Here is a 25,631-nt window from a genome sequence, read left to right as displayed (position 1 = left end):
ATCACGCGATCGGCGACTCCCGCACGCCTACCGGATCACCGAATATCGAAACGATCAACCCGCACCGGCACCAATCGCGTCGGTGGATCGAGGCTCAGGGGAGCGCCAGCGGGGCAGGGGTCGTGAACTGTCAATACGGTGTCGGGCCCTGGGAGACGTATCGATTGGCGTAACGTCAACAACTCGGCGGCGGGTGCGGCGTCAAGCATGGTCCACACGGGTAGGCCGCCAACGACATAGACACGGGCGGGGTCTTCATGGCGTGCGGGGAACTGGGCAAAGGAAAGAAAGCCGGCCCGGGTGTCGTCATCGGCGGGCTGAAGGATCAACGGCTGGCACGACGATTGCAGCTTGACTGCCCTGACGTCTTCGAACAGGACGCTCAGGTGCTCATCATGTCATCGCCGGCGTGAGCGAACAGCAGAAGCTGAGAGTGGCTGACGCCGTAACGCCACCAACGGAACCGGCGTCGCCGATCAGCAGCGGTAGTGGCCTCTGACATAGGTGCCGTCCTTGCGGTGATACGAGTTGACCCACGTGCATCCGCTGTGGGGATCGTCGTTCACGTCCAGCCCATCCGAGGGGGTGCCGGAGCCGTTGTCCGTCTCGCCCAAGTCGGGGTCGTAGTCGTAGTCCGGGACGGCGGGTGAGTAGTCGCGGTCCGGAATGTTCGGGGTGTAACTGCGGTTCGAGTCATAGTTGTTGTCCGGTACGTCCGGAGTGTAAGCGTGGTCCGGGTCGTCGGTCTCAGTCCACTTGTACGTGTGGTCGTAGCGGCACGTGGACTCGTACATGTACCTCTTGACGTGATAGGTCCGCGACCTCTTGACGCAACGGTCGTAGTTCTTCGCCGAGACGCCGAAGTCGTAGTCCGGCACATAGGAGCAGATGTTCGAGTAGTCCTCGTCGAAGTGCACCATCGCTGCGCTGCGCTCGGATCGTGTAACGCAGGCGGCCTCCTCCGCGTCGGCGGTCGGCGTGGGCGTCCCTGTGTCCTCCGGCTCACTGCTCTCGGAGGGGTCCGGCTCCGTGGGGAGCTCGGACGCGACAGGAGTGGCAGTCTCGCTCGTCTGGACCCGCGGCCGGTACGGAGTCCCGTTCACGTCGTCTTCGTCGTCGCCGAGCGAGAGCAGCCCCCCGTTACCTTCTTCGCAGCCCCAACCGGGGTTGCAGGCCACCGGCCGCGGCATGACTTAGTCCCCCTGTTGTCCATGATCTGGGGGGTGTTGTCACCGGGGTTCGGAGGGTGCCAGTGACCGCTAATAGAGACCTGACCGCTTACTGGTCTGTTCGTAACGTGGCTGCCGGCGCGAGGCATCGAGGCGGCCTGCCCCGTACGAGCAAGGGGACCAGGCGTTGACCGAGCAGGACGGCAGCACCGACCGGTACGACGTGTATTGCGGAGTCGACGTCGGTAAGAGCGAGCACCACGCGTGCGCACTCAACCCCGTCGGCAAACGCCTACACGACAAACCGCTGCCCAACGACGAAGACGCCTTGAGGGAGGTTCTCGGCAAGCTCCAGACCCGCGGACGGGTCCTGGTGATCATCGACCAACCGGCCTCGATCGGAGCCCTGGTCATCGCCGTGGCCCGTGTCATGCAGATCGACATCGCCTACCTACCGGGCCTCGCGATGCGCCGGATCGCCGACCTGTACCCCGGCGAAGGCAAGACCGACGCCCGCGACTCCTTCATCATCGCCGACGCCGCCCGCACGATGCCGCACACCCTGCGACGGATCGGCACCGACGACGAAACCGTCGCCGACCTGACGGTCCTGGCCGGCTACGACGACGATCTCGCCAGCCAGTCCACCCGCCTGAGCAACCGGCTCCGCGACGCCCTGCTGCACGTTCACCCTGCCCTGGAACGCTTGCTGGGTAAGCACTTTGACCGTCCCGGCGTCCTGGAACTCCTCGTCGCAGCCCCGACCCCGGACGCCCTGGCACGACTGGCCCCGGAGGCCATGACCGAGATCATGAAACCCCGCTCGCCCCGGCTGGCCAAGACCCTACCCGCGAAGATCCGCACCGCTCTCGACGAACAGAGCGTCACTGTCCCCGGCACCCACGCGTTCGGGCGGGTCATCTCCGGCATCGCCGCCCAGCTGCGCGACATCCACCTCGAACGCGCATCCCTCGGTGCCGAACTCGAAGCACGTCTGGCGGCCCACCCTCTTCATAAGGTCCTGACCTCGATGCCCGGACTCGGAGTCAGGACCTCGCTGAAGATCCTCACCATCGTCGGCGACGGCTCGGCCTTCCCCAGCGCCGCCCACCTGGCCGCCTACGCCGGCCTCGCCCCGGTGACCCGCCGGTCAGGATCCTCGATCAACGGCGAGACCCGCTCCCGGCGCGGCAACCGCGCCCTCAAGAACGCGCTGTTCCAATCCGCGTTCGCGAGCCTCAGCGACCCGACCAGCCGCACCTACTACGACCGCAAAAGAGCCGAGAAGAAGAAGCACAACGCCGCCATCGTCTGCCTAGCCCGACGACGCGCCGACGTCATCTACGCCATGCTCCGCGACAAGCAGCCCTACCAACAGCCCAGCACCGAAAACCCCGCAAACCTCGCCGCTGCCGCTTGACAAAGATCATAGAGACACCCCCCCCACCGCAGCACAACAGCAAGATCGCCAGCGTCGTGCCGGCGCCACCCGTGACGGCCTTGCGCCGTGGTCCCCGCTTGATCATCAGCTGACTGCTCCTTCCAGGCCGTCCCCGTCACTCGTCAACGCCATCGCGACGTCATTCGGCACCACGCGCAGGAGATGGCGGCTCCGAAGTGATACCTGAGGTGGGTGCGGTCACATGTCCGAGTCCTTCATGGCGTCAAGGCAGACCGTCCGGCTCGCGCGGATACGTCTGCCCGCGGTGACGTCCTGACCGAGTACGCGCCAGTTCGACCACCACAGCGGGATGTCGCCGTCGGGGGTGCGGCATACCGTGACGCCGGTGAGTCCCGCGTTGGACGCAACATCCAAGGCAATGGTGAGCTTCAGCCCGACCAGGTCCGGCATCCGAACCATCCGGTTTGCAGCCCGCTGAGCGGCAGCCTTCTCGGCAGCTGCCTTCTCGGCGGCAGCCTTCTTCGCCGTCGCCGTCGCCGTCGCCGTCGCCGTCGCCGTCGCCGTCGTGGCCGCCTTGTCGTTCGCCGACATCGATGCGGTACCAGAGGCTTGGCCGGTCGCTGGACTGGCCGCCAATGTCCCGGCGAGAGCTGCTGGAGCCGATTGGGAAGCTCGTGCCCGACCCTGTGGCACTGAGTCAGGCACGACGAGGCCAATCGCGCACAGCATCAAGGCGACGGCTATGCCGACAGAGCCCACACCGGTCAGCAGCTTGTGCTCGGCGAACCAGCTCCGGTTCTCCAGCCAGAGCGGCCAGCCGACCGGCGGTGGACCCCACTCCGGATCGGGCTCCCACCCCGGAGCGGGCGTCCAACCGCGAGGCGTCGAGGGCCAGTTCGGGGGTGGATTGAAACGCATGACGGATCCTCGGTCGCCGGGTTCGAGCGATGGCCAGGTCACGGATGACCTGTCCGAATCAACGATCCCGGCGAAGACACGATCTCGTACGTGCGGCTGATGATCCCGTGCGACGGGCGGGAGTCGCCCACCGATCGGTTGACCCGCTGACTGGGACCCAAGGACGCTCGTCTGACTGCCCCGCACCACGGAGAACGTGGCGAAGACCGAGCTGACCCCGCCGGCCGGTGACACCCAGCAGGCCCAGATCGGACACTGAACTCCCCGGCAGAGCCCGGCGCCCCCCTTTGCGGAGGCGCCGGGCAGAGCCGGTCAGGCCGCCGCGTATTTCCGGGTGCGGCCCAGCGATGTGATCAGCGACTGCTCGACCGGGAACGACTCGCCGAACGCGGTGCCCACCACGGTGGCAGTCCGCCGCCGCGTGACGTAGCGGGCGCCCTCCTCGTCACTCCAGCGTTCCTTCACCACCTCGCCGGTTCCGGTCCAGGTGATCTTCACGCTGGTCGTACCCGTGGTCGCCGGGGCGTCCGTGCACGACTCCGGGCGTTCGCCCTCCTCGTTGACCGGCCCGTACGTGCACGTCCGCACGGTCTGCGAGTAGGTCACCACCCCGGTGGCCGAGGCGCCCTGCAGCGACATCCTGGCCCGTGACGGCGTCTGGTCGTACGCGTTCCGGAAGATCGTCTCGCAGGTCTCCAGATCGGCGGATCCGGTGCAGGAGCGGGACCAGTACTCGACGTCCAGCTGGGCCACCCCGTCGATCCGTTCGAGGTCGACGGTCAGGGTCCGGCTGGTGTTCGGGTCGTCGAAGCCGACGTGCGCGCTCTCGAGAAGCGTCGAGGCCGGCGCAGCCGTCGCGGGGGTGGCGAGGGCTGCCGTGACGAGAGCGGCACCGATCGGCACGAGGACACGGCGGAGCAGGGTCATGCGGTTTCCTTTGCGGAGTGATCAAGAAGGCGGAGTGATCAAGGAGCCCGAATGCTAATCGCCGGGTACGGCGGGCGCTGCCCCGGAAATCGGGCGGCGTGCCCCGGCCGTGGCGAGCGCCACCGCGAGCAGCACCTGACCGCGATCAGCGGCTGCCCGCCGAGGAAGGCGCAGCAGCCGTACGCGGTAAGAGCCAGCGTGTATGCAGCCGGCGCAGCGGCTCCGGCGCCCACCAGTTCCATTCGCCGAGCAGGTTCATCACCGCCGGCAGCAGCAGGCCGCGGACGATCGTGACGTCGAGCAGCAGCGCGACCGCCATTGCGAAACCGATCTCCTTCACGGCGATCAGGTCGGCGAGCAGGAAACCGAGGAACACCACGCCGATGCACAACGCGGCGGCGGTGACCACCGGCCCGGACTTCTCGATGCCGGCGCGGACCGCCTGGTCGCCGGCCGCTGTGCCGCGGCGGGTGGGGTCGCGTCCGTCCCATTCCTCCTTGATCCGGGCGAGCAGGAACACCTCGTAGTCCATCGAGAGGCCGAACACGAACACGAACAGCAGGACGGGGGTGGTGACGTCGATGGCGCCCCACGAGTCGAAGCCGAGCAACGCGTCGCCGATGCCCCACTGGAACACGACGACCAGTACGCCGAGCGTCGCGAGCAGGGTCAGCGCGTTCATCAGCAGCGCCTTGACCGGCACCACCAGCGAGCCGGTCAGCGCGAACAGCAGCACCGCCGTGGACAGCAGGATGATCAGCAGCGCGACCGGGAACCGGCCGGCCACCGATTCCCGGTAGTCGACCAGCTCCGCGGCGCTCCCGCCGACGAGCACCGGGAACGGCGGGTCCAGCGCCCGGATCGCGCGTACGACGTCGCGGGAGGTCCCGCCGGCGGTCTTGCCCTCCGGGGTGAGGTCCAGGACGGCGGCCGGGGCGTTGATGTCGGGGCGTTGTTCCACCCGGAGCACGCCGTCCAGCGTGTTGAGCGCGTTCAGGAAGTCCCGGACCGGGGCGCCGGCCGGGTCGGCGTCGACCACCACGACGATCGGGTCGGCCTGGCCGGCGCTGAAGTCGCGCTGCACCGCCTCCTGCAGCTTGCGGGCCTCGGCGGAGGCGGGCAGCGCGCGGGCGTCGGAATTCTCGAGGTTGACCGCGAACACGAACGGCAGCGACAGCATGAGCAGGCCGGCCGTGACGGCGAGCGCGACCGGTGCCGGCCGGTTCTGCGCGTATGCGGCGAGCCGCGCGAGCAGGCCCGGGCCGGGTTCGGCGCGGCGACGCAGCGTGGCCGCGACCGCGCGGCGGAGGGTGAGCACCCGGGTGGAATCGGCGGCGCCGGGGATGCGGCGGTGGGCCGTGGCGATGAGCGCGGGCACCGCTGTCAGGCCGGCCAGGGTGGCCAGCAGCACCGCGATCGCGCCGCCCAGCGCCATCGCGCCGAGCAGCGGTTCGGCGAAGACGAACAGGCCGGCCATCGCGGCGCCGACGGCGAGCCCGGAGATCAGCACAGTGCGGCCGGCGGTCGCGATGGTGCGGGCGACCAGGTCCGCGACCGGGGCCTCGGGGTCGGCCTCGCGCTCCTGGCGGAACCGGGCGATCACCAGCAGCGCGTAGTCGACGGCGAGCCCGATGCCGAGCAGGGTGACCACGTTGACGGTGAACTCGCTGACCCCGGTGAGCGCGGTCAGTCCGAACAGGCCGAGCAGCGTCACCGACACGGTGGCCAGCGCGGCGGCGAGCGGGACCGCGCCGGCCGCGAAGCCGCCGAGCGTCAGCACCAGGACGACCACCAGGACCAGGATCGCGACCGACTCGCCGAAGGCCGCGTCCGCGACGGCTTGGTCGGCGAACGCGCGCTCGGCCAGCTTCTCGCCGCCGACCAGCACCTCGGGCGCGCTGATGCGGTGCAGCGCGCCGGCGACCGCGTCCTCCACCTGCTCGCGCCGGTCGTCCGGCAGGCCGCGCTCGAGCTCGACCCGGATCAGCGAACTCCGGTTGCCGGCGCCGATCCGCCCGCCCGGCGCGCTGTACAGGTCCTCGACCTCCGTGACGCCGTCCATGGCGCGGATCTCGCCGGTGACCGCCATGACGTCGTTGACCAGCGCCTGGTCGTACACGTCGGGTCCGCCGACGACGGCGACGACCAGCGGGCCCTCGGGCTGTAACCGGTCGACCCGCGCGTCCGCGAGCTGCGACTCGGCCCCCGGCCGGAGGCTGTCGGTGGTGGCGAGCCGGTCGAAGACCTGGCCGCCCAGGACCAGCCCGGCGGCGGTCAGGACGAGCCAGACCCCGAGCACCAGCCGGCGCCGGCGGGCACACGTACGGCCGAGCGCAGCCAACATCACCGGGACATGCAAACACCCCCGGGTCTGCAGCGCCAGCCACCGATCGACGGGCATCGTCCGGAAGGACGGCCAGTTCTGACCGGTCGGCGAGCGGTCGAGTCGGACAGCCGACGGCACCGGCACCCGGCATCTACTTAGGATTCGGAAATCGTCCGGGGTGCTGGAAATCCCTCCCGCTCCGACGAACGGGGAGGGGAATGCCCGTGTTTCGGCGTGCGCTGAGTGGGTTTGTCGCGTTGGTGACCGTGTTCGCGGTGTCGTCGTTCGTCGGTCCGCCGCCGGCGACCGCGGTCGCGCTGCCGAGCGGCTTTCAGGAGCAGATCGTCTTCAGCGGCCTCAGCTCGCCGGTCGATCTGGAGTTCGCGCCGGACGGGCGCGTCTTCGTCGCCGAGAAGGGCGGCCGGATCAAGGTCTTCGACGACCTCGCCGACACCACCCCGACGGTGTTCGCCGACCTGTCGGCCAACGTGCACAACCAGTGGGACCGGGGCCTGCTCGGCATGTCGCTGCCGCCCGACTTCCCGGCCAACCCGTACGTCTACGTGCTGTACACCTACGACGCGCCGCCCGGCCAGACCGCCCCGGTCTGGAACGACGTCTGCGCCAACGCGAACGACGGGCGCTGCGTGGTCACCGGCCGGCTCTCCCGGCTGCAGGCCAGCGGCAACTCGATGACCGGCACTGAGCAGGTGCTGCTGCACGACTGGTGCCAGCAGTTCCCCAGCCACTCCATCGGTGACATCGCCTTCGGCGCGGACGGCATGCTCTACGTCTCCGCCGGTGACGGCGCGAGCTTCAGCGCGGTCGACTACGGCCAGCTGCCCGCCGGGGCGCCGACCAACCCGTGTGCCGATCCGGTCAACGAGGGCGGGGCGGTGCGAGCGCAGGACATCCGCACCGCCGGCGACGAGACCCAGCTGGACGGCACACTACTGCGGCTCGATCCGGCGACCGGCGCGGCCGCGGCCGGCAACCCGGACATCGGCTCCGCCGACCCCGACACCCGCCGGATCGTCGCGCACGGCCTGCGCAACCCGTACCGGATCACCATGCGGCCCGGCACCAACGAGGCCTGGATCTCCGACACCGGGTGGAACGCCTGGGAAGAGGTCAACCGGGTGGTCGACCCGACCGCGGGCGTGACCAACTTCGGCTGGCCGTGCTGGGAGGGCAACGCCCGGCAGTCCGGATACGACAGCGCCAACCTGCCGATCTGCGAGACCCTCTACGCCGCGCCGGCCGGCACGCACACCGCGCCGTTCGTCGCCTGGAACCACGCCAGCAAGCTGGTCGCGGGCGAGAGCTGCCCGACGGGCAGCTCGTCGTCGACCGGCGTGGCGTTCTACCCGACCGCGGGCGGTCCCTACCCGGCCGCGTACCACGGCGCGGTCTTCTTCGCCGACTACTCGCGCCGGTGCATCTGGGCGTCGCTGCCGTCCACGCCGGGCGGCCTGCCCGACCCGGCCAACCTGCGGACGTTCGTCTCCGACGCCGCCGGCCCGGTCGACCTCGAGGTCGGCCCCGGTGGCGACCTCTACTACGTCGATCTGGGCGGCACCGTCCGCCGGGTGCGGTACTTCCCGGGCAATCAGCCGCCGAGCGCGGTCATCGACGCGTCGCCGACGCAGGGCCCGGCGCCGCTGACCGTGACGTTCAACGGCACCGGCTCCACCGACCCGGATCCGGCCGACGACGGCCGTCTGCGGTACGCATGGGACTTCACCAACGACGGGGTGACCGACTCCACCTCGCCGACGGCGACGTTCACCTACACCACGACGGGCTCGTACACCGCGCGGCTGACCGTGACCGACACGCTGAACGCGACCGGCACCAGCACGATCAGCATCACGCCCGGCAACGAGGCGCCGACCGCGGTGATCGACACGCCGGCCGCGAGCACGACCTGGAAGGTCGGCGACACGATCGCCTTCTCCGGCCACGCCACCGATCCGCAGCAGGGCACGCTTCCCGCCGCCCGCCTCGACTGGGACCTGGTCATGCACCACTGCTCCGCGCCGGACAACTGCCACGAGCACGCCATCCGCAGCTGGACCGGCGTGGCGTCCGGGTCGTTCGAGGCGCCCGACCACGAGTATCCGTCCTATCTGGAACTCAAGCTCGTGGCCACCGACCAGGAGGGCCTCACGCACACCGTGGCGCGCCGGCTGGATCCGGAGACGGTCAACTTGACCTTCAACACCGTGCCGTCCGGCCTGCAGCTCACCGTCGGCTCGGCGTCGGGCACCACGCCGTTCTCCCGTACGGTGATCCAGGGCTCGACGAACTCGGTGTCCGCGCCGTCGCCGCAGGGCTCCGCGACGTTCGCGTCGTGGTCGGACGGCGGGGCGCAGACCCACGTCGTCACCGCGCCCACGGCGGCGACGACGTACACCGCGACCTACGCGGCCGCCCCGGCGCCGCAGCGGATCGGCTACACCCAGGTCGGGGCGTCGCTGGACTCCGGCGACCAGGACCACATGAACGGCTCGCGGTTCGTCACCGGGTCCGGCCCGACGACGGTCACGTCCATGTCGGTGTACCTGAAGGGCGTGCGGGCGGCGCCGGACAACCAGTACCAGCTCGCCGTCTACGCCGACGCGAACGGCTCGCCCGGTGCGCGGGTGGCCACCAGCACGTCGGGCACGCTGACCGCCAACTCGTGGAACACCCGGCCGATCACCGCGGCGCTGGCGGCCGACACGGCGTACTGGCTCATGTACAACACCAACGGCGACAACAACTTGAGCTACGACGCCGGAACGGCCAACCAGGGCGCGTGGAGCGGATCCACGCCGTTCGGCACCTGGCCGACGACGTTCGGCACGTCCACCCGGTGGAACGCGAAGTTCTCCATCTACGCGACCACGGGTCCGGACACCGCCGCGCCGACGGTGACCTCCACGACCCCGGCCGGCGGCGCGACCGGGGTGGCCCTGAACGCGCCGGTCACCGTACGGTTCAGCGAGAGCATGGCGGCGGGCACCATCACACCGGCGAACCTGGAGCTCCGCGGTCCGGGCGGCACGCTGGTCGGCCGGACCGTCACCTACGACGCGGCCGACCAGGCGGCGACGATCACGCCGTCCGCGGCGCTGGCCGCCTCGACCCAGTACTCGGTGACCGTCCGGACGGGCGTGACCGACACGGCGGGCAACGCGCTCGCGGCCAACCACCAGTTCTCGTTCACCACGGCCGACCCGAGCGCCCCGCGCTTCGGGTACGACCAGGTGGGCGGAATGCTGGACTCCGGCGACATGAACTTCATGAACGGCTCGCGGTTCGTCAACGGTCCCGCCGCGCTGACGGTGAGCCAGATCTCCGTCCGCCTCAAGGCGGTGCAGGCCGCGCCGGCCAACCAGTACCAGGTGGCGATCTACACCGACGTGAACGGCTCGCCGGGCACGCTGGTGGCGTCGAGCACCTCCGGCACGCTGACCGCCAACTCGTGGAACAGCCGGCCGGTCACCGCGACGCTGGCGCCGAACACGGCGTACTGGCTCATGTACAACACCAACGGCGACAACAACATGAGCTACGACACCGGCAGCGCCAACCAGGGCGCCTGGAGCCAGTCGCGCCCGTTCGGCACCTGGCCGTCCTCGTTCGGCACGTCCACCCGCTGGACCGCGAAGTACTCGATCTACGCCTCGTAAGGGCGGCACTACGCCCCGCCGGGTCCCGCGAGACTCGGCGGGGCGAAAACTGTCGCATGCCCACCGTAGGATCGCGCAGCGCGCCGGATCGGCGCACGTCGTGCTCCACGGAGGATCTGTGACCCCTGTTCGGCACCGTGTCATCGCGGTCGCCACGGCGACTGTCCTGCTTGTCCTGCCCGCTTCCGGAGCCTGGGCTGCGCCCGCCAATCATCAACCGGCGACCCCGTCCTCGCTGACCGTCGGGGGTATCGCGTGCGACGCCGGCGGCATCCTGGTCGGCACCACCGCACCCCGGATCACCGCGGTCTTCGCCGACCCGGACCTGGGCACGGTCCAGGGCGAGACCCTGACCCCGACGTTCGCGTGGTGGCCGGTCGGCAAACCGGCGCAGCGCACCGAGTGGACCCTGCCCACGATCAGCTCCCCGGGTACGGCGTTCACCGCGCTGCCGGCCACCCTGGTTGATGCCGGCCGATACCGCTTGGCAGCCCGCGCCACCGATGCCGGCGGCGCCAGGTCGGCGTGGTCACCCGTGTGCACCTTCACCGTCGATACGACCAGGCCGCACCCGCCGGCGGTGGAGTCCGCCGACTATCCGGCGAATGGCAGTGCCGGCGGGGTCGGCATCGCCGGCACGTTCACGTTCGCGGCGGCCGGCGGGGACAGGGACGTCGTGAAGTTCCGCTACTCGTCGAGCAACGGCCCGTTGCTCGACGTGCCGGCGGGCCGCGACGGCCGGGCCACGGTCGAGATCACGCCGGCGGGGGTCGGCACGAACACTCTCACCGTCCAGGCGATCGATCGCACCGGTAACCGCTCGGCCGAGACCGCGTACTCCTTCTCGGTCCTCGACCGCGAGCCCAAGGTCATGCAGGAGAACCCGGACGCCGGGCTCGGGGAGCCGCGCACCGTCCAGTTCTGGAGCGCTGTGCCCGGCACCGCGTCCTTCACCTACCAGCTGAACGACGGCCCGGCGGCGACCGTCGCCGCGGACGCCAACGGCAGAGCCACCGCGACCGTCACGCCGGACCGCCGCGGTGACAACGCTCTTGCCGTTTCCAGCCGCACGGCGGACGGCGTCGTCTCCCCCCGGATCACGGTCAACCTCTACGTTCCGGTGCAGGTCCCGCAACCGGTGATCAGCTCACCGGACTTCCCGGACGGCGCGCCGCCGCCGACGGCTGGACAAGAGGTGACGATCGTCCTCCGCACCGACTCACCCGAGGTCACCGAGTTCGTCTGGTCCGCCGACCTCGGCGAGACCTTCCAGGTCGTGGCCGCCGACCCGGACGGCAACGCAACGATCCGCTACCGGACACCGGACTGGTCCCTGTACCTGGAGATCCAGGCCCGCGCCCGCACCGCCGACGGCTTCACATCGAGCACGGCCTACACCGGATGGGAGTTGACCCCCGCTGAGACACCCGCACAGTGACCGATCGGCGGGCCCGGCTGGGGTCCGCTCCCCCTACGGCCGCGGGAAGTCGGCACCGCCGCGAGGTGGCGCCGGGGCCGGCGATCACCTGTCCGCCGACCTTGGCGCCGGCCCTCCCGGATATCCGATACGGCCGGGCGGGACAAAGTCGCCCGGCCGTCAGGATCGGGGCGCGACCGCTCGCAGGGCGATGTCGACGGAGGCCTGGAGGTCCTCGCGGCGGGTGCCCGCGGCGGCGTGGACGGCATGTCCCTCGCTGATCGCCATCACGAACCGCGCCAGCGCCCGGGCGTCCACGCCGGGCGGGAGGTCCCCCTCCGCAGCCGCGCGGGACAGCCGCTGCTCGAGGGCGGACTCGGTGGCGGCCCGGCCCGCCGCCAGGATCTCGGCGATGCCGGCGTTCTCCGGCGAGCAGGCCAGGCCACCCTGGACGGACAGGCAGCCCGGCGGGTGGCCGGCGGCGGTGAGGCTGTCGGCGCTGGAGCGCAGGAACGCTTCGATGGCGGCGTACGCGGTGGGTTGATCGAGCGCGGCGTGGGCGGTGGCCACCTGGGTCTCGTGGTAGCGGGCGAAGGCACGCCGGAAGAGCTGCTGCTTGCTGCCGAACGTCGCGTACAGGCTCGGCCGGTTGATGCCCATCGCGCTGGTGAGGGCGGTCAGCGACGCTCCCTCGTACCCGTGGCGCCAGAAGACCTCGGCGGCCCGGTCGAGGACCGTCCCCTCGTCGAAGGCCCGCGGCCGGCCGATGGCGGGCGTCGCACTGCTCATAGGCCCATCCTACCGTTCGGTACAAATCGTGATCCGCCTCACCGACCGAGCGGTACAAAACTTGCTACGGTGGTCGGCAACCGAGCGGTACAAAAGAACCGAGGGGTACGCATGACCGTCACACTGATCACCGGCGCGAACAAGGGCATCGGCTTCGAGACAGCCCGGCAGCTCACCGAGCTGGGTCACACCGTCTACATCGGAGCCCGGGACGCCGGGCGGGGCGAGAAGGCCGCGGCGGCGCTGGGCGCGCGATTCGTCCAGCTCGACGTGACCGACGACGCGTCGGTGCGCGACGCACTGGCCGAGGTCGACGCGGCCGAGGGCCGGCTCGACGTCCTGGTGCACAACGCGGGCATCCTCGCGGACGGAGCCGTGGACGGACCGGCGGCCCTGCGGGCCTTCGACACCAACGCGGTGGGCATCGTCCGGGTGACCGAGGCGGCGCTCCCCCTGCTCCGGAAGTCGTCGAACCCCACGGTGATCACCGTTTCGAGCAGCATGGGATCTTTCTGGGCGGTGACCAATCCCGAACGGCCGGAGTTCAACCTGCCGCTCCCGCTCTACGCGGCGTCCAAGGCGGCAGCCACCATGCTCACCGTCCAGTACGCCAAATCCCAGCCGGGCATCAAGTTCAACGCGATCGAGCCCGGCGCCACCGCCACCGACATGACCGCGGCCTTCGGCATCGGGAGGCCGGCGGAGGAGAGCGCCAGAACCGTCGTACGCCTGGCCACACTCGGCCCGGACGGCCCGACCGGCACCTTCCAGGACGAACTCGGAGAACTGGGCTGGTAGGCGCGACTCCGCGCCCCACCCCGGGGACAGACACGACGCCGCCGGCACGCTGCCCGAGTCACCGCTACGGCTGACCGCGCGTTCCTACGACCAGACCGGACATACGTTTGACACGGTGTTCGATTCCCGGGTGGACCACACCGCCCCGACGCTGGTCGTCCATTCGAACGGCTACATCCGAGCCGGCGGCGAGCTCTACGTCGAGGCCACCGACAGATCCGGGATCCCGCCTGTCGAACTGTTCGCGGACGGCACAGTCATCGACTCCGCCATCGGCTCCCCCGCCCTGCTGCACTGGGACTCCGCCGCGGTCGACGGAACGGCTGCCCTGGCCGTTCGCGCCCGCGACATCGCGGGCAACGTCGCCGAATACCGCCGCACGGTGCTGGTCGACAACGCCGCCACGGTCTACCGCACTGTCACTCTGGACAACCACGCGCCCGCGGTGAAGTTCGCGAAGGCGCCCAAGAACAAAACCAGGGTGACCAAGACCTTCGCGGTGACCGCCAAGGCCACCGACCGGTACGGCATCACCCGGGTCCAACTGGTGGTCAACGGCAAGGTCGTGGCCACCGACAGCAAGGCGGGCTACCGCTTCACCGTCAACCCGAAGAAGTACGGCAAGACGTTCACCGTCCACCTTCGCGCCTACGACAGGGCCGGCAACCTCAAGAACAGCAGCAAACGCACCTACCGCCGCTGACCCGAGCCGCCCCGCAACGCCCGCGCGTTCGCCTGTCGAATGGTGTTGTATCGGTCTGGTACACGTGGTGGCGCGTTCGGTGGGGAAGGCGTGGCGATGATCGAGGTGGGTGAGCTCGCGGGGACGGTCGTCCCGTTTCTGTCCGCGGCGGCGGGGGCGTACGGCAGTGCGGTGGTCGCGAAGGTCAGCGAGCGGGGCTCGGACGCCGCGGCGGACGCGACCGTGGGTGTCGGCCGGCGGCTGCTGGATCGGTTGCTGGCGTCGCGGCGGTCGGCGCAGGTGGGTGCCGCGGTCACGGACCTGGGTGAGAATCCGGATGACGACGCGTTCGCCGCAGCGGTTTTCGCGCAGGTGAAGCGGGCTTTGGCGGAGGACGCCGAGCTGGCCGAGGAGATCGCGGCGATAGTCGCGGCCGCGCCGGTGCGGGGTGACACGTTCACCGTCACCGTGACGAACTCGACCGGGGTGCAGGTCGGCAACAACAACGTCCAGTCCGTCCAACCGCCACCCGCGGCGCGGTGACCGGGCCGGCCGGGCCTCCCCCGCCCGGCGCCGTGACGGTCACCGGCTCGGCGAACGTGCAGGTCGGCAGCGGCAACGTGCACAACGTGATCACGCTGGCCGGGGTGCCGGCGCCGGCCACCGTGGATGCCCCGGCCGGGCTGGACAATCTCCCGCTGGCGTCGGCCGTGTTCGAGGGGCGCGACCTCGCCGTGCTGGCCGCCGTACTGGACAGCGGTGCGGGCGGGGCCGCGCTGCACGGCCTGGGCGGCGTCGGGAAGACCGAGCTGGCCGTGCACTATGCGCGACGGTTCCGGGATCGTCACAACCTGGTGTGGTGGATCACCGCGGACACCGGGACGAACGTGCAGCTCGGGCTCGCGGCGCTGACGGCCCGGTTGCAGCCGGCGTCGACGTTGACGGACGCGCAGTCGTGGGCGCTGGGCTGGTTGCAGACGCACCCCGGCTGGTTGCTGGTGCTGGACAACGTGGAGGACGTCGCCGACGTCGAGCAGCTGCTGGGGCAGGTCGCCGGTCGGGGACGGGTGGTCGTGACGACCCGGCGCAACCTGGGCACGGCCCGGTGGGCCCGGCTCGGGTTGGCACCGGTACGGCTCGGAGTGCTGGACCGGGCGGCGAGCGTGCGGCTGCTGCACCGGCTGACCGGATCGGACGACGGCGAGGGTGCGGACAGGCTGGCGGCCGCGCTGGGTGACCTGCCGCTGGCGTTGGAGCAGGCCGCGGCGTACGTCAGCCAGCACGACGGTCTCGGGTTCACCGGCTATCACCGGTTGTTGACCACCCGGTTCGGGCTGGTCGCGGCCGACCCGGGCGAGGGGAGTTCGGCGCAGCGCACGGTCGCCTCGGTCTGGCAGGCCAGCATGGCGGCGGTCGCCGGCCGATCCGCGGCGGCGGTGCGGGTGTTGCGGGTGCTGGCCTGGCTGGGCCCGGACGCACTCCCCGAGGACGTGCTGTCCCCTTTGGCGGACGACCCGGTTACGCTGGGCGATGCGCTGGCGGTGCTGGCATCGTTCAGCCTGGTCACCCGGGGCGCCGGCGAGGTGAACGTCCATCGGCTGGTGCAGGGCGTGGTCCGGGAGGAAGCAGGCGCAGATGCCGCCACGGCCATGACCCTGGCGGTGGTGGTGATGCGGGCGGCCGTACCGGAAACGCCGATGACCGATGTGGCCGGATGGCCGCGCTGGAACCAGCTGTTGCCGCACATCGACGCGCTCACCCAGCACGCCGGCCCCGGTCGCGTCACCGTCGACCTGATGGACGTCAACGATCGAGCGGCCGCGTACCGGCAGACCCAGGGCCAGGTCGCCGCCGCGATCGACCAGTTCGAGCAGGTCCTCACCGACCGGCAGCGGGTCCTCGGCGACCACCACCCGGACACCCTCACCACCAGCCACCACCTCGCCTGGGCCTACCACGCGGCCGGCCGGACACCCGAGGCGATCAACCTGTACGACAAGGCCCTCACCGGCTACCGGCAAGTACTCGGCGACCACCACCCGAACACCCTGACCGCCCGCGACAACCTCGCCGCCGCCTACCTTGCGGTGGGCCGGATAACTGAGGCCGTAGACCTGCACGGGCAGGTCCTCACCGACCGGCAACGGGTCCTCGGCGACCACCACCCCGACACTCTGACCAGCCGCGACTATCTCGCTGGCGCTTACCACGCGGCAGGCCGAGAAGCCGAGGCCATCAACCTGTACGAACAGGTCCTCGGCGACCACCACCCGGACACCCAAACCACGGCAACCGAACTACGCAGCATCCGCAACAAAGATCGCAGGCGCACCTGACTGACCCAGCCCAGGCCGGTAGCGAGCTCGGGCGGCGTCAGGACTTCGCGGACGAGGATGAGGTCGTTGACGCGTACCTGTTGCAGTTCTGGCCGGGGCCGGCCGGGCCGGACCGGATCGTCCGGCAGACCGCCGAGGCCGCGGCCTACTGGCATCGGGCGCACCCGGAGCCCGCGCGGACCGAGGCCGAGCGGGCCGAGCGGAAGCGGCGCAAGGCCGAGAAGAAGGCGCGCGCCAAGGCCGCGGCCCGGCGCGCCGAGGACCGGCTGCGGTGGGGTGACCTGGTGCCGAACGACCGGCTGCGGGAAGGCCGCCCGGCGGGCGAATCCGGCGGATCAGCTTGATGCCGAGATCGTGGTCGCGCTGGCGGAGCTGGACGACGAGACGTGTGGCGTGGTGGTGCGGTGGGCTGCCGGGCGTGCCGTTGGTGTCGCCGGGCTGAGGCGCGAGCCGTCCGCCCGGTACGCTCGGGCGGTGTTCTCACCTCGAGGCCCGTCCCTGCGTGAACTCTGCGTCCAGGCGCTCTCCTCGGTCGAGCGTGGCTACGACTCCCTGGCGCCGAAGTTCGACTACACGCCCTTCCGCACCCCGGAGAGCATTCTCGAGGCGACCGTCGCAGCGCTTTCCGAGGCCGGGCCGTTCGGTGACGGCCTGGACGTGTGCTGCGGCACCGGGGCGGGCCTGAAGGTTCTTCAGCGGCTCTGCCAGGGATCCATCACCGGCGTCGACTTCAGCACCGGGATGCTGGAGCAGGCGCGGCGCGCGGCGCCCGAGGCCGAGCTGGTGCGGGCCGATGTCCGGGCCCTGCCGTTCGCGGCCGGGTTCGATCTCGCGGTCTCGTTCGGGGCGCTCGGGCATTTCCTGCCCGCGGAGCGGCCGGCGCTTTTTGACGGGGTGTTCCGGGCGCTGCGTCCCGGTGGGCTGTTCGCGCTCGCGATCGGTGCGCCAGTGTCGCCGAGGTCGCTCTGGTATTGGGCCGAGCTCGGGTTCGACGCGGTCATGCGGGTTCGCAATGCCGTCTGGCGGCCTCCGTTTGTCATGTACTACCGCACCGCCTCGCTGCCCGCGGTGCGGCACGACCTGACGGCGGCCGGCTTCGCCGTGGAGCCGGTCGGTCTGGGCCGGCAGGGGGACGGCAGTCCGCAATGCTGGCTGCTGCTCGCCCGCAAGCCGGCCGACTCGCGCTGACGCCTGCTCATGGCGGGGCATCCGGGATCCGTTCGGGGGTCCGGTGGTCGGTCATGACCCGGGTCGAGGACCTCTCCGAACAGGAGAGCACCCGCCGGGTCGCCGAATGGGCCAAGCGGCAGAGCCCGGCGACCTGATCCCGAGGACGGCGGCCGGGCGGCCGATAGGGTGGGCCGATGACGTCGGTCAAGCAGTTCCAGGTCACCTTCGACTGCGCGGAACCTCAGCGCCTCGCCCGTTTCTGGTCCGAGGCGCTGGGCTACGTCAGGCCGGACGGCTCCGCCGACGACGACTCGTGGTCCGCCTGTGTTGATCCCACGGGGGCGGGTCCGCGGCTGTTCTTCCAGCGGGTCCCCGAGGGCAAGGTCGTCAAGAACCGGCTGCACCTCGACGTGCGGGTCGGCACCGGGCTGGTGGGCGAGGAGCGGCTGGCCGCGCTCGAGGCCGAGTGCGCGCGGCTGGTGCCGCTCGGTGCGGCCCGCGTACGGCTGCTGCCGGCCGACGAGGAGAACGAGTCCTGCCTGGTGATGCAGGACATCGAGGGCAACGAGTTCTGTCTCGACTGAACGGTGGGCTCAGCGGCGGCCCGCGGCCAGGGCGACGAGATACTGGCCGCCGCCCGCGTCGACGCTCGCGGTCACCGGCAGGCCGGGCACCAGCCGGGAGAAGCGGTCGACCAGCCAGTCCGCCGCCTGCTGGGCGTCCTTCTTGCTCGGGCAGCGGGCGACCAGCTCGCGGCCGCCCTTGCGTTCGAGGCGGTCGGCGACGGCGATCAACGGCGCCGGCTCCACCACGTGCAGGCGGTCCGGCCAGGCGATGACCACCTTGACCGCGCCCTTGCGGGTGTTGCAGGCGCGGTGCGCGAGCCGCTCGGTGACCTTGGCCTTGCGGTCGGCGGTGCGGCTGTCGACGCTCGGGCCCCGCGGATCGTTCACCGACATGCCGGCGTCGACCGGCTCGTCGCACACCCAGCATCGCCAGCCGTCACGCTTCGCCACGTCCTCAAGGAGACTCATCCGAGCAAACTAGCCTCTCGGCTCCCTCGGGCCACGGCAGCCCGCCGTCGTAAACCCCTGCGGGTTTCCGGCGCCCGTACAGCCGCGGTTCGGGATATCCTTCCTGCATATGGCTACCTATCGCAGCGCCGCAACGCTCTCGTCCGCCGACGGCACCCGGACCCCCGGCACCGCCGCGCTCTTCGCCGAGCCCGCCCGTAAGGGTGGAAACCCGCCCTGGGCAGGCGACTTCCGGCCCTCGAACGACGCCGGTTACGGCCCCAAGAACGCAGTCGGGAAGACCTTCACGTTGGAGCTGCCGAACGGCAACACCGGCAAGGTCGTGGTCCAGAGCCTCAAGACCGGCAAGGGCGGCGTCACGCTGGCGTTGATGGGCGAGGACGCGCCCCCCTTCTGATCCCGGATCTGAGCCGCACCGGGCGTGCACTCACCACGCCCGGCCGGGCATGGTGAGTGCACCGCCCCGTACCCCCCGTTCAGCCGCCGTGCTCGTGCGGTGCGCCGATCGTGTAGAGCAGCAACGCCATCGTGGCCAGGGTGTGGACAGCGATGGTCAGGCGTCGCCAGCCGACCTTCTGCGTCATCTGTCAGCTACCCTCGGTCATCGGTGCGCCGACCGAGTAGAGCAGGGTCGCCAGCGCCGCCAGCGTGAAGATCGCCAGGACGAGGCGCTGCCGGTTCAGTGTGCGGATCATGATTCACCTCCTGAGTGATGGTGGTTTCCGGTGCGGGACCGCTCCGCCGGCGCCGGCGCATCGTGAGCACAACAAACGCGCACGCGCCGCCGCCGATCAGGATGTCGCCGGGGCTGATGACCGCGCGGAGTGGCTTGATCGCGATGGTGTCGCCGAGCACGGCGAGCCGGGTGCCCGCGTCCGCCGGCTCGTTCTTCGGCGTCACGACCCCCGCGGGCAGCCCGGCCTGGGCGGCCGCCGCGGGCTCGTAGGGCATCCGGCCGTTCAGCGCGATCGCCAGCCCGTTGAGCGACGCGCCGAGCACGATCACGCCGGCGGCGGCCCGGATCGTCGCCGGCCACCCCGGCAGGCCGACCGCCAGCCAGGCCAGCACGATCAAAAAGATCAACCCCAGCATCGGTACGCCGAGAGTCCGCTCGACGAAGTGCCGCACTCCGCCGATCGAGAGCTGCGCGAACTGCACGCCCGCGGCGAGCCAGACCAGCCACAGCGCCCTGACCTCGATGGTGCGGAATCCGGCGAGCCGTCCACCCAGGACATAGCCCAGGGCGACACCGGCGACCGGCGGCGCGAGCAGCAGAAGCAAAGATCTGATCGGCACCGCGGGCCTCCTCTCGTCGAGTGCCCGGTCAGTTCACCCGATCGTCCGGTGTGGCCGGTGGGATCCCGACAAACTCCGGACCGCGCGGGTAACACCGCTGATGGGTGCGGGCTCACCGGATCGGCGCGCCGGACGACACCGGCTACGGTGAGCCCGTGGGTGTTTCGCGAGACACGAGCCCGGTGGCCGCGTTCTGCGCCGAGCTGCGGCGGCGGTGGCAGGCCTCCGGGCGGGATCTGCAGAGCGTTGCGCGCGACGTACGGATCAGCAGGACGCAGCTCTACGCGATTCTCAACGGCGAGATCAAGCGCCCGCCGGACTTCGACGCCCTGGTGCGGCCGCTGGTCCGGGCGTGCGGCGGCACCGACGCGGAGGTCGCGGACTGGCGGCGCCGCCACGAGATCCTGGTCGGCGTCCACGCGGAGACGCGCCGCCAGCCGGTTACCCGGGCGCCCGCGCCGGCGCAGCTGCCGCTGGAGGTCGAGGGTTTTGCCGGCCGCACGGCCGCGCTCGCCGCGCTGGACGCCGCCACGGCGCGGGTGGTGACGCTGACCGGGACGGCCGGCATCGGCAAGACCGCGGTGGTGGTGCACTGGGCGCACGGCGCCGCCAAGGAGTTCCCCGACGGTCAGCTCTACGTCAACCTGCGCGGCTTCGACCGCGAGGACGAGGTTGTCGACCCCGCGGACGCGATCCGCGGCTTCCTGGACGCGCTCGGCGTCGAGCCGCAGCACATGCCGGCCGGTCGGGACGGGCAGGCGACGCTGTACCGCAGCATGTCGGCCGAGCTCCGGCTGCTGGTGATCCTGGACAACGCGCGCGACGCCGACCAGGTGCGCCCGTTGCTGGCCGGCGGGCCGGCCGTCCGTACCGTCGTCACCAGCCGCAATCGGCTGACCGCCCTGGTCGCCGAGGTGGGCGCGCAACCGCTGGTGCTGGAGCTGCCGGACGCGGCGGAGGCCGCCGGGCTGCTGCACCGCCGCGGTGCCGCAGCCGCGGCGGACGACCCCGCCATCGCGGCGATCGTGGCGGCGTGCGGGCGGCATCCGCTCGCGCTCGCGCTGGTCGCGGCGCGGATCCGGCAGACCGGCTTCCCGCTCGCGACGGTGGCCGCCGAGCTCCGGCACCCGGGGTCGGCCACCCTGGACGGTGTATGGCCGGTGTTCTCCTGGTCCTACCGCGCGCTGAGCCCCGCGGCCGCGCGACTGTTCCGTCTGCTGGGCCTCACGGCCGGCGCCGACATCGGCATCGACGCGGTGGCCGCGCTGGCCGGGGCGCACGGCCAGGAGGTACGCCGGACGCTGCGCGAGCTCGCCGATGCCAGCCTGCTCACCGAGCACGCCCCCGGCCGCTACCAGCTGCACGGGCTGCTGCGGGTCTACGCCGCCGAGCTCGCGCACCGCAGCGACACCGACCAGGACCGCCGGGCCGCGCTCACCCGGCTGCTCGACCACTACACGCACACCGCGCACCAGGCGGACCGGGTGCTGAACCCGACCCGCGCGCCGATCCCGCTGGGGCTGAGCGGCACCGCCCCGCGGGAGCCGCTCGACGCCCGGGCCGCACTGGCGTGGCTGGGCACCGAACGGGCGGTGCTGCTGGCCGCCCTGCGTCAGGCCCGGGAGGCCGGGCTGGACCGGCACGCCTGGCAGCTCGGCTGGGCGCTGGACTCGTTCCTGTACGAGCACAAGCACTGGCACGACGAGGGCGTGGCGTGGGCGGTGGCGCTGCGAGCCGCCACGGCGCTGATGGACGGCCCGGCGGTGGCACACGCGCACCGCTTCCTGGGCGTCGTCGCCGGCCGGCTCGACCGTTTCGGCGAGGCCCACGACCACATGCGCCGGGCGGTCGAGACGTGCCGCGAGGCGGGCGACCGCCCCGGCGAGGCGGAGACCGAGTACGTGCTGTCGTACGTGTGCTGGCTCCAGGGCGACCATGACCGCGCCCTGCGCCACGCCCAGCGCTCGCTGGCGCTGTGGGCGGAGCTCGGCCACCCCGGCTGGGAGGGCAAGGCGAGCAACGCCGTCGGCTGGTACCACGCCCAGCTCGGCGCCCCCCACGAAGCCCTGCCCCACCATGAGCGCGCGGTCGCGCTGCAGCACCGGGCCGGCGACCGGGCGAACGAGGCCGTCGCCCACGACACCCTGGGCCGCGCCCAGCACGACCTGGGCTACTACGAGGCGGCGGCCGACCACTACGACCAGGGCCTGCGGCTGGCGCGGGCGCTGGCCGACCCGATCCTGGAAGCCCAGCTCACCGATCACCTGGGGGACACCCACCAGGTGATCGGCGACCACACCACGGCCCGGGAACGGTGGGAGGAGGCGTACAAGATCCTCGTGGACGCCAACCACCCCCAGGCCGGCGACGTCGCCCGCAAGCTGCAGCAGGGCTGGACACCGCCCGACTAGCCGACGGTCAGGTGCCCGGCACGTCCCACCGGAGGGTGTGGCTGGCATGAATGCGGGAGCACCGCGGGCGGCACGATCCGTAGCGTCGGAGGTCACGAAAGGGGACCGTCCGTGACCGACGTCCGCACCCACCAGCCCTCCTCCTCGTCCTCCCGCCGCTTCCGCCGCTCCGTGTTCCTGGTGGCGGTATTCGCTCTGCTGGGCGCCTTCTTCTCGGCCGCACCCGCCCACGCCGCCGGCCCCGCGGCCAAGCTCCGGATCCAGAACGCGTTCAGCAAGCTCTGCCTCGCCCCCGCCGGCGGCGACCCCTCGCTCAACGTGCAGATCGTCCAGTTCACCTGCGACGGCTTCACGACCCGGTCCTGGGAGATCCTCGACAGCCCCGGCGGCCAGGGCGTCTACTACGTCAAGAACCTGGCCACCCGGCTGTGCCTGTCGCCCGCGGGCGGCAGCACGGGGCGCAACGTGGTCGTCGTGCAGTACACCTGCGACCAGGACCAGTCCCGCTACTGGACGTTCGTGCAGGTCGGGCGCGGCCTCGGGATCAAGAACGCCAAGAGCGGGCTCTGCCTGTCCCCGGCCGGCGGCAGCACCGACCTGAACGCGGCCGTCGTCCAGTTCACCTGCGACAACGACCCGGCGCGGGAGTGGACCGATTTCGGCGCGTACCAGATCCCCAACGGCAACAGCGGCGAGTTGTGCCTGACCGTTGCCGGTGGCAGCACCGTCCCCAACACCGTCGCCGTGCAGTACTACTGCGACCGCAACTCGGCCCGGCTGTGGGATCTCAGATACGTCAGCTACCCCTCCGCCGACCGGTACATCCGGAACGTCAAGAGTGACCAGTGCCTGTCGCCGGCCGGCGGCGCCACCGGACCCAACACGGTGGTCGTCCAGTACTACTGCGACAACGACCCGGCGCGGGTGTGGCGGCTGCTGCCGGACGGCGCCGACCACTTCAAGATCATGAACGTCAAGAGCGGGCTCTGCCTGTCACCCGCGGGTGGCAGCACCACGATCAACGCGGCCATGGTCCTGTACTACTGCGACGCCGACGCGTCCCGGCTGTGGCGGACCAACCTGGTGTGACCGGCGCCGGTCGCGGTGGGCGGGGCAGCCACGGCCGCCCCGCCCACGAGCGGTCACTTCGCCGGCGTCAGCGGCGAATCCGGGTTCAGCGTGGCGACCGGCGGGCGCTGTTTGCCGGTCGGGGTGGCCAGGGTGGTGGTCTCCCCCGGCGGCGGCAGCGGCTCGGTGAACGGCTGGGCGGCGTCGGTGCAGACCGTGCCCTTGGCCGGCGGGTTACCGGTCAGCAGGTAGTTGTCGATCGCGGTGGTGGCGCACACGCCCGAGCCGTACGCGGTGTGGCCCCAGTTGTTGCTGGACAGCAGCCGCGAGTTCGGCAGCAGCCGGCTCGAGGTGACCGCACCCTGGTAGTTCGTCGCCGGGTCCCAGAAGTTGCCGACGACCAGCACCGGGGCGGCGGTCCGCCGGGTGAACGGCCCGCGGTAGGCGTCCTCGTCCTGCACGGTCCAGGTCTTGTGCGCACACTGGCTGTCGATCCAGCCCCAGATCCGGCCGAAGTACGGCGCCTGCTGGTCGCGGCGGGCGGTGGCCGCCGGCCACGAGGCGGCGTCCGCCGGGTGCCGGCCGTCGGTGCAGATGACCGCGCTGGTCGCCTCGAAGCCGTTGTCGTACGGGAAGTCGTACCCGCGCTTGGTCGCCCGGGCCGCCCGGGCCCGCTCGGTCAGCGCGGCGGTCGAGCCCTCCCGCAGCGCCGCCCAGACCTCCGCGGAGATCGCGGTGACCGCCTCGCCCGCGTCGGTGCCGTAAAGCGAGCCGAGGATCGCACTGACGAAGATTGCATAGGTGACGGTAAATGTGCCGCCCTCGCCGTCGGGCAGCTGGAGCGGCTTGGCACGCAGCTCGCGGGCGATGGTCTCGAAGTTGGCGACCGGGTCACCGTCGGCGAAGACGCAGTACTTCTCGCCGGCCCGGTCGCAGCGCTTCAGGATCTCGATCAGCGCCCGGTACGCGCCGTCGGACGAGCGCAGCCGCTCGTCGAGGATCTGCCGGGTGCTGCCGACCCAGGCGGTCGGGGCGAGCACGCCGTCCACGGTCAGCGCCCGGAACCGGTCCGGGAACATGTTCGCGTAGTACTGGCCCAGCGCGCTGCCGTAGCTGAAGCCCAGGTAGTTCAGCTTCCGGTCACCCACGGCGCGGCGCATGACGTCCATGTCGCGGGCCACCTCGGCGGTGGACATCGCACCGGACAGCGGCTTGCCGGTGGTGGAGCAGGCCTTGCCGAACAGCTTCGACCCGGTCACGTACCGCTGCTCCTCGGTCCGGGTGACCGGGAACGGCACGTTGAGCAGGTCGAACACGGCGGTCTGGTCCTTGACCGACTTGAAGCAGCGGACGTTGGCGCTGGCGCCGATGCCGCGCGGGTCGACGCCCACGATGTCGAAGCGCTGGAGCAGCGAGTCGCTGAGGAAGTACGGCGCAAAGCGGGCGAACTCGGTCGCCGAGCCGCCCGGGCCGCCGGGGTTGAGGAACAGGCTGCCGATCTTGTGCTGCTGGTCCTTGGCCTTGATCCGCAGGATGGCGATCTCGGTGGTGGCGCCCTTCGGCTGGTCGTAGTCCAGCGGCAGCCGGGTGGTCGCACACTCGGCGATCTCGTAACACTTGTACCAGCCGAGCTTGGGGGTGGGCACCTTGTCGACCCGGCGGCTCTCGGTGGCGCTGGTGCGATCGGCGCCGGCCGGTGCGGCCGAACCAGGCGCGGCGGCCACGGCGGCCAGGACGACGCCGGCCAGCGCGGCGGTCAGTAGTCGGTGCGTCTTCAGTGGCATACGGACGACCCTTCTGACGATGGGTCGCGGCCTCGGTGCCGCGACCCCCGGCATAGTAAGAAGTCGATGCCACGCTCAGTGATCATCAAGTCGCCCGCGGGCGGCCGGCAGGTCAAGACATCGTTCGATGTCTATTGGCCGATTGTCCACCGCAGGACGCTGTAGTTGGCTGGGGCACGACGATTCATGCCGCGCCCATCCCTCACACGGGAAGGAATCGGGGCGCAGCACGCACGAATTCGCGCCATCTGCGGTGTGTACACCGAGCAGATCGGGGGAAACGCACACTGCACACGAAACGGTGGGCGGCGCGAAGCCCGACGCCCCCTACCGGTACGCCGACCTGGGCCGAGTGCGCCGCGAACTCGGGCCAGGCGTCGCCGGACGCCGGCTGGATCAAGAACCGGTGCTCCTGATCGGCACTCGC

21 protein-coding genes and 1 pseudogene are annotated in these 25,631 nt (G+C 71.2%); 14 read left to right on the top strand and 8 right to left on the bottom strand.

The annotated features are described in order from the left end of the window. Positions 1–476 precede the first annotated feature (476 nt). Positions 477–1,190, bottom strand: coding sequence for a hypothetical protein (locus ACIBQZ_RS24635; protein ID WP_396091117.1), 714 nt, complete (start codon positions 1,188–1,190; stop codon positions 477–479). A gap of 166 nt (positions 1,191–1,356) precedes the next feature. Here ACIBQZ_RS24635 and ACIBQZ_RS24630 point away from each other — a divergent pair, with 166 nt between their 5' ends. Further along, on the top strand, positions 1,357–2,589 hold the full coding sequence (locus ACIBQZ_RS24630) for an IS110 family transposase (RefSeq protein ID WP_396091116.1): 1,233 nt from the start codon (positions 1,357–1,359) through the stop codon (positions 2,587–2,589). A 219-nt stretch (positions 2,590–2,808) separates the two neighbouring features. Here the strand turns inward: ACIBQZ_RS24630 and ACIBQZ_RS24625 are convergent, their stop codons facing one another. The 3 genes from ACIBQZ_RS24625 to ACIBQZ_RS24615 form a co-directional block, all read right to left on the bottom strand. Further along, complete coding sequence (locus ACIBQZ_RS24625) at positions 2,809–3,162, bottom strand: PASTA domain-containing protein (RefSeq protein WP_396091115.1); 354 nt, start codon at positions 3,160–3,162, stop codon at positions 2,809–2,811. Positions 3,163–3,801: 639 nt separating this feature from the next. Continuing rightward, positions 3,802–4,416 (bottom strand): hypothetical protein, encoded by a 615-nt coding sequence (locus ACIBQZ_RS24620; protein WP_396091114.1) that lies wholly within the window; start codon positions 4,414–4,416, stop codon positions 3,802–3,804. A gap of 145 nt (positions 4,417–4,561) precedes the next feature. After that, positions 4,562–6,760 (bottom strand): MMPL family transporter, encoded by a 2,199-nt coding sequence (locus ACIBQZ_RS24615; RefSeq protein WP_396091123.1) that lies wholly within the window; start codon positions 6,758–6,760, stop codon positions 4,562–4,564. Between the two features lie 200 nt (positions 6,761–6,960). Here ACIBQZ_RS24615 and ACIBQZ_RS24610 point away from each other — a divergent pair, with 200 nt between their 5' ends. Both ACIBQZ_RS24610 and ACIBQZ_RS24605 read left to right on the top strand, forming a co-directional pair. After that, the gene (locus tag ACIBQZ_RS24610; RefSeq protein WP_396091113.1) at positions 6,961–10,419 is read left to right on the top strand and encodes a PQQ-dependent sugar dehydrogenase; all 3,459 of its coding nucleotides are present in this window, start codon (positions 6,961–6,963) and stop codon (positions 10,417–10,419) included. A gap of 118 nt (positions 10,420–10,537) precedes the next feature. Next, positions 10,538–11,857 (top strand): hypothetical protein, encoded by a 1,320-nt coding sequence (locus ACIBQZ_RS24605; protein ID WP_396091112.1) that lies wholly within the window; start codon positions 10,538–10,540, stop codon positions 11,855–11,857. A 159-nt stretch (positions 11,858–12,016) separates the two neighbouring features. Here the strand turns inward: ACIBQZ_RS24605 and ACIBQZ_RS24600 are convergent, their stop codons facing one another. Continuing rightward, the gene (locus ACIBQZ_RS24600; protein WP_396091111.1) at positions 12,017–12,625 is read right to left on the bottom strand and encodes a TetR/AcrR family transcriptional regulator; all 609 of its coding nucleotides are present in this window, start codon (positions 12,623–12,625) and stop codon (positions 12,017–12,019) included. A gap of 111 nt (positions 12,626–12,736) precedes the next feature. On the opposite strand from ACIBQZ_RS24600, the gene ACIBQZ_RS24595 reads away from it, so the two are divergent. The 8 genes and pseudogenes from ACIBQZ_RS24595 (at position 12,737) to ACIBQZ_RS24560 (ending at position 18,195) form a co-directional block, all read left to right on the top strand. Continuing rightward, positions 12,737–13,423: an SDR family NAD(P)-dependent oxidoreductase gene (locus tag ACIBQZ_RS24595; protein WP_396091110.1), complete on the top strand. Its 687-nt coding sequence runs from the start codon at positions 12,737–12,739 to the stop codon at positions 13,421–13,423. A gap of 115 nt (positions 13,424–13,538) precedes the next feature. Continuing rightward, the gene (locus tag ACIBQZ_RS24590) at positions 13,539–14,126 is read left to right on the top strand and encodes an Ig-like domain-containing protein (protein ID WP_396091109.1); all 588 of its coding nucleotides are present in this window, start codon (positions 13,539–13,541) and stop codon (positions 14,124–14,126) included. A gap of 96 nt (positions 14,127–14,222) precedes the next feature. Further along, positions 14,223–14,648, top strand: coding sequence for a hypothetical protein (locus tag ACIBQZ_RS24585; RefSeq protein ID WP_396091108.1), 426 nt, complete (start codon positions 14,223–14,225; stop codon positions 14,646–14,648). Continuing rightward, positions 14,645–16,441 carry a tetratricopeptide repeat protein gene (locus ACIBQZ_RS24580; protein WP_396091107.1) on the top strand — a complete coding sequence of 599 codons (1,797 nt, stop codon included), beginning with the start codon at positions 14,645–14,647 and terminating at the stop codon, positions 16,439–16,441. The genes ACIBQZ_RS24585 and ACIBQZ_RS24580 overlap by 4 nt, the downstream gene beginning before the upstream one ends. 80 nt (positions 16,442–16,521) lie before the next feature. After that, positions 16,522–16,785, top strand: coding sequence for a hypothetical protein (locus tag ACIBQZ_RS24575; RefSeq protein ID WP_396091106.1), 264 nt, complete (start codon positions 16,522–16,524; stop codon positions 16,783–16,785). Positions 16,786–16,795: 10 nt separating this feature from the next. After that, positions 16,796–17,629, top strand: coding sequence for a class I SAM-dependent methyltransferase (locus ACIBQZ_RS24570; protein ID WP_396091105.1), 834 nt, complete (start codon positions 16,796–16,798; stop codon positions 17,627–17,629). A gap of 19 nt (positions 17,630–17,648) precedes the next feature. Then, positions 17,649–17,766 (top strand): annotated as a pseudogene (locus ACIBQZ_RS24565) (VOC family protein); the annotation flags it as partial. 39 nt (positions 17,767–17,805) lie between these two features. Continuing rightward, complete coding sequence (locus ACIBQZ_RS24560) at positions 17,806–18,195, top strand: VOC family protein (RefSeq protein ID WP_396091104.1); 390 nt, start codon at positions 17,806–17,808, stop codon at positions 18,193–18,195. A gap of 9 nt (positions 18,196–18,204) precedes the next feature. Here ACIBQZ_RS24560 and ACIBQZ_RS24555 read toward each other — a convergent pair whose 3' ends face one another. Further along, entirely contained in the window at positions 18,205–18,645 is a 441-nt protein-coding gene (locus ACIBQZ_RS24555) for a hypothetical protein (RefSeq protein WP_396091103.1), read from the bottom strand. 109 nt (positions 18,646–18,754) lie between these two features. On the opposite strand from ACIBQZ_RS24555, the gene ACIBQZ_RS24550 reads away from it, so the two are divergent. Further along, the gene (locus ACIBQZ_RS24550; protein ID WP_396091102.1) at positions 18,755–19,042 is read left to right on the top strand and encodes a hypothetical protein; all 288 of its coding nucleotides are present in this window, start codon (positions 18,755–18,757) and stop codon (positions 19,040–19,042) included. Positions 19,043–19,236: 194 nt separating this feature from the next. On the opposite strand, the gene ACIBQZ_RS24545 is transcribed toward ACIBQZ_RS24550, so the two are convergent. Continuing rightward, on the bottom strand, positions 19,237–19,926 hold the full coding sequence (locus ACIBQZ_RS24545) for a DUF5317 family protein (protein WP_396091101.1): 690 nt from the start codon (positions 19,924–19,926) through the stop codon (positions 19,237–19,239). 170 nt (positions 19,927–20,096) lie between these two features. On the opposite strand from ACIBQZ_RS24545, the gene ACIBQZ_RS24540 reads away from it, so the two are divergent. Then, a complete protein-coding gene (locus tag ACIBQZ_RS24540; RefSeq protein WP_396091100.1) occupies positions 20,097–22,352 on the top strand; it encodes an ATP-binding protein in 2,256 nt (751 codons plus the stop codon). A gap of 111 nt (positions 22,353–22,463) precedes the next feature. Further along, complete coding sequence (locus ACIBQZ_RS24535) at positions 22,464–23,441, top strand: RICIN domain-containing protein (protein WP_396091099.1); 978 nt, start codon at positions 22,464–22,466, stop codon at positions 23,439–23,441. Between the two features lie 53 nt (positions 23,442–23,494). Here the strand turns inward: ACIBQZ_RS24535 and ACIBQZ_RS24530 are convergent, their stop codons facing one another. Beyond that, entirely contained in the window at positions 23,495–25,204 is a 1,710-nt protein-coding gene (locus ACIBQZ_RS24530; RefSeq protein WP_396091098.1) for an alpha/beta hydrolase, read from the bottom strand. Positions 25,205–25,631: the final 427 nt, after the last annotated feature.

Origin of the sequence: Actinoplanes sp. NPDC049599 (genome assembly GCF_044465625.1) — a bacterium.
In the GTDB taxonomy this organism is placed as follows: Bacteria; Actinomycetota; Actinomycetes; order Mycobacteriales; family Micromonosporaceae; genus Actinoplanes.
This window is presented reverse-complemented; position numbering and strand designations above follow the sequence as displayed.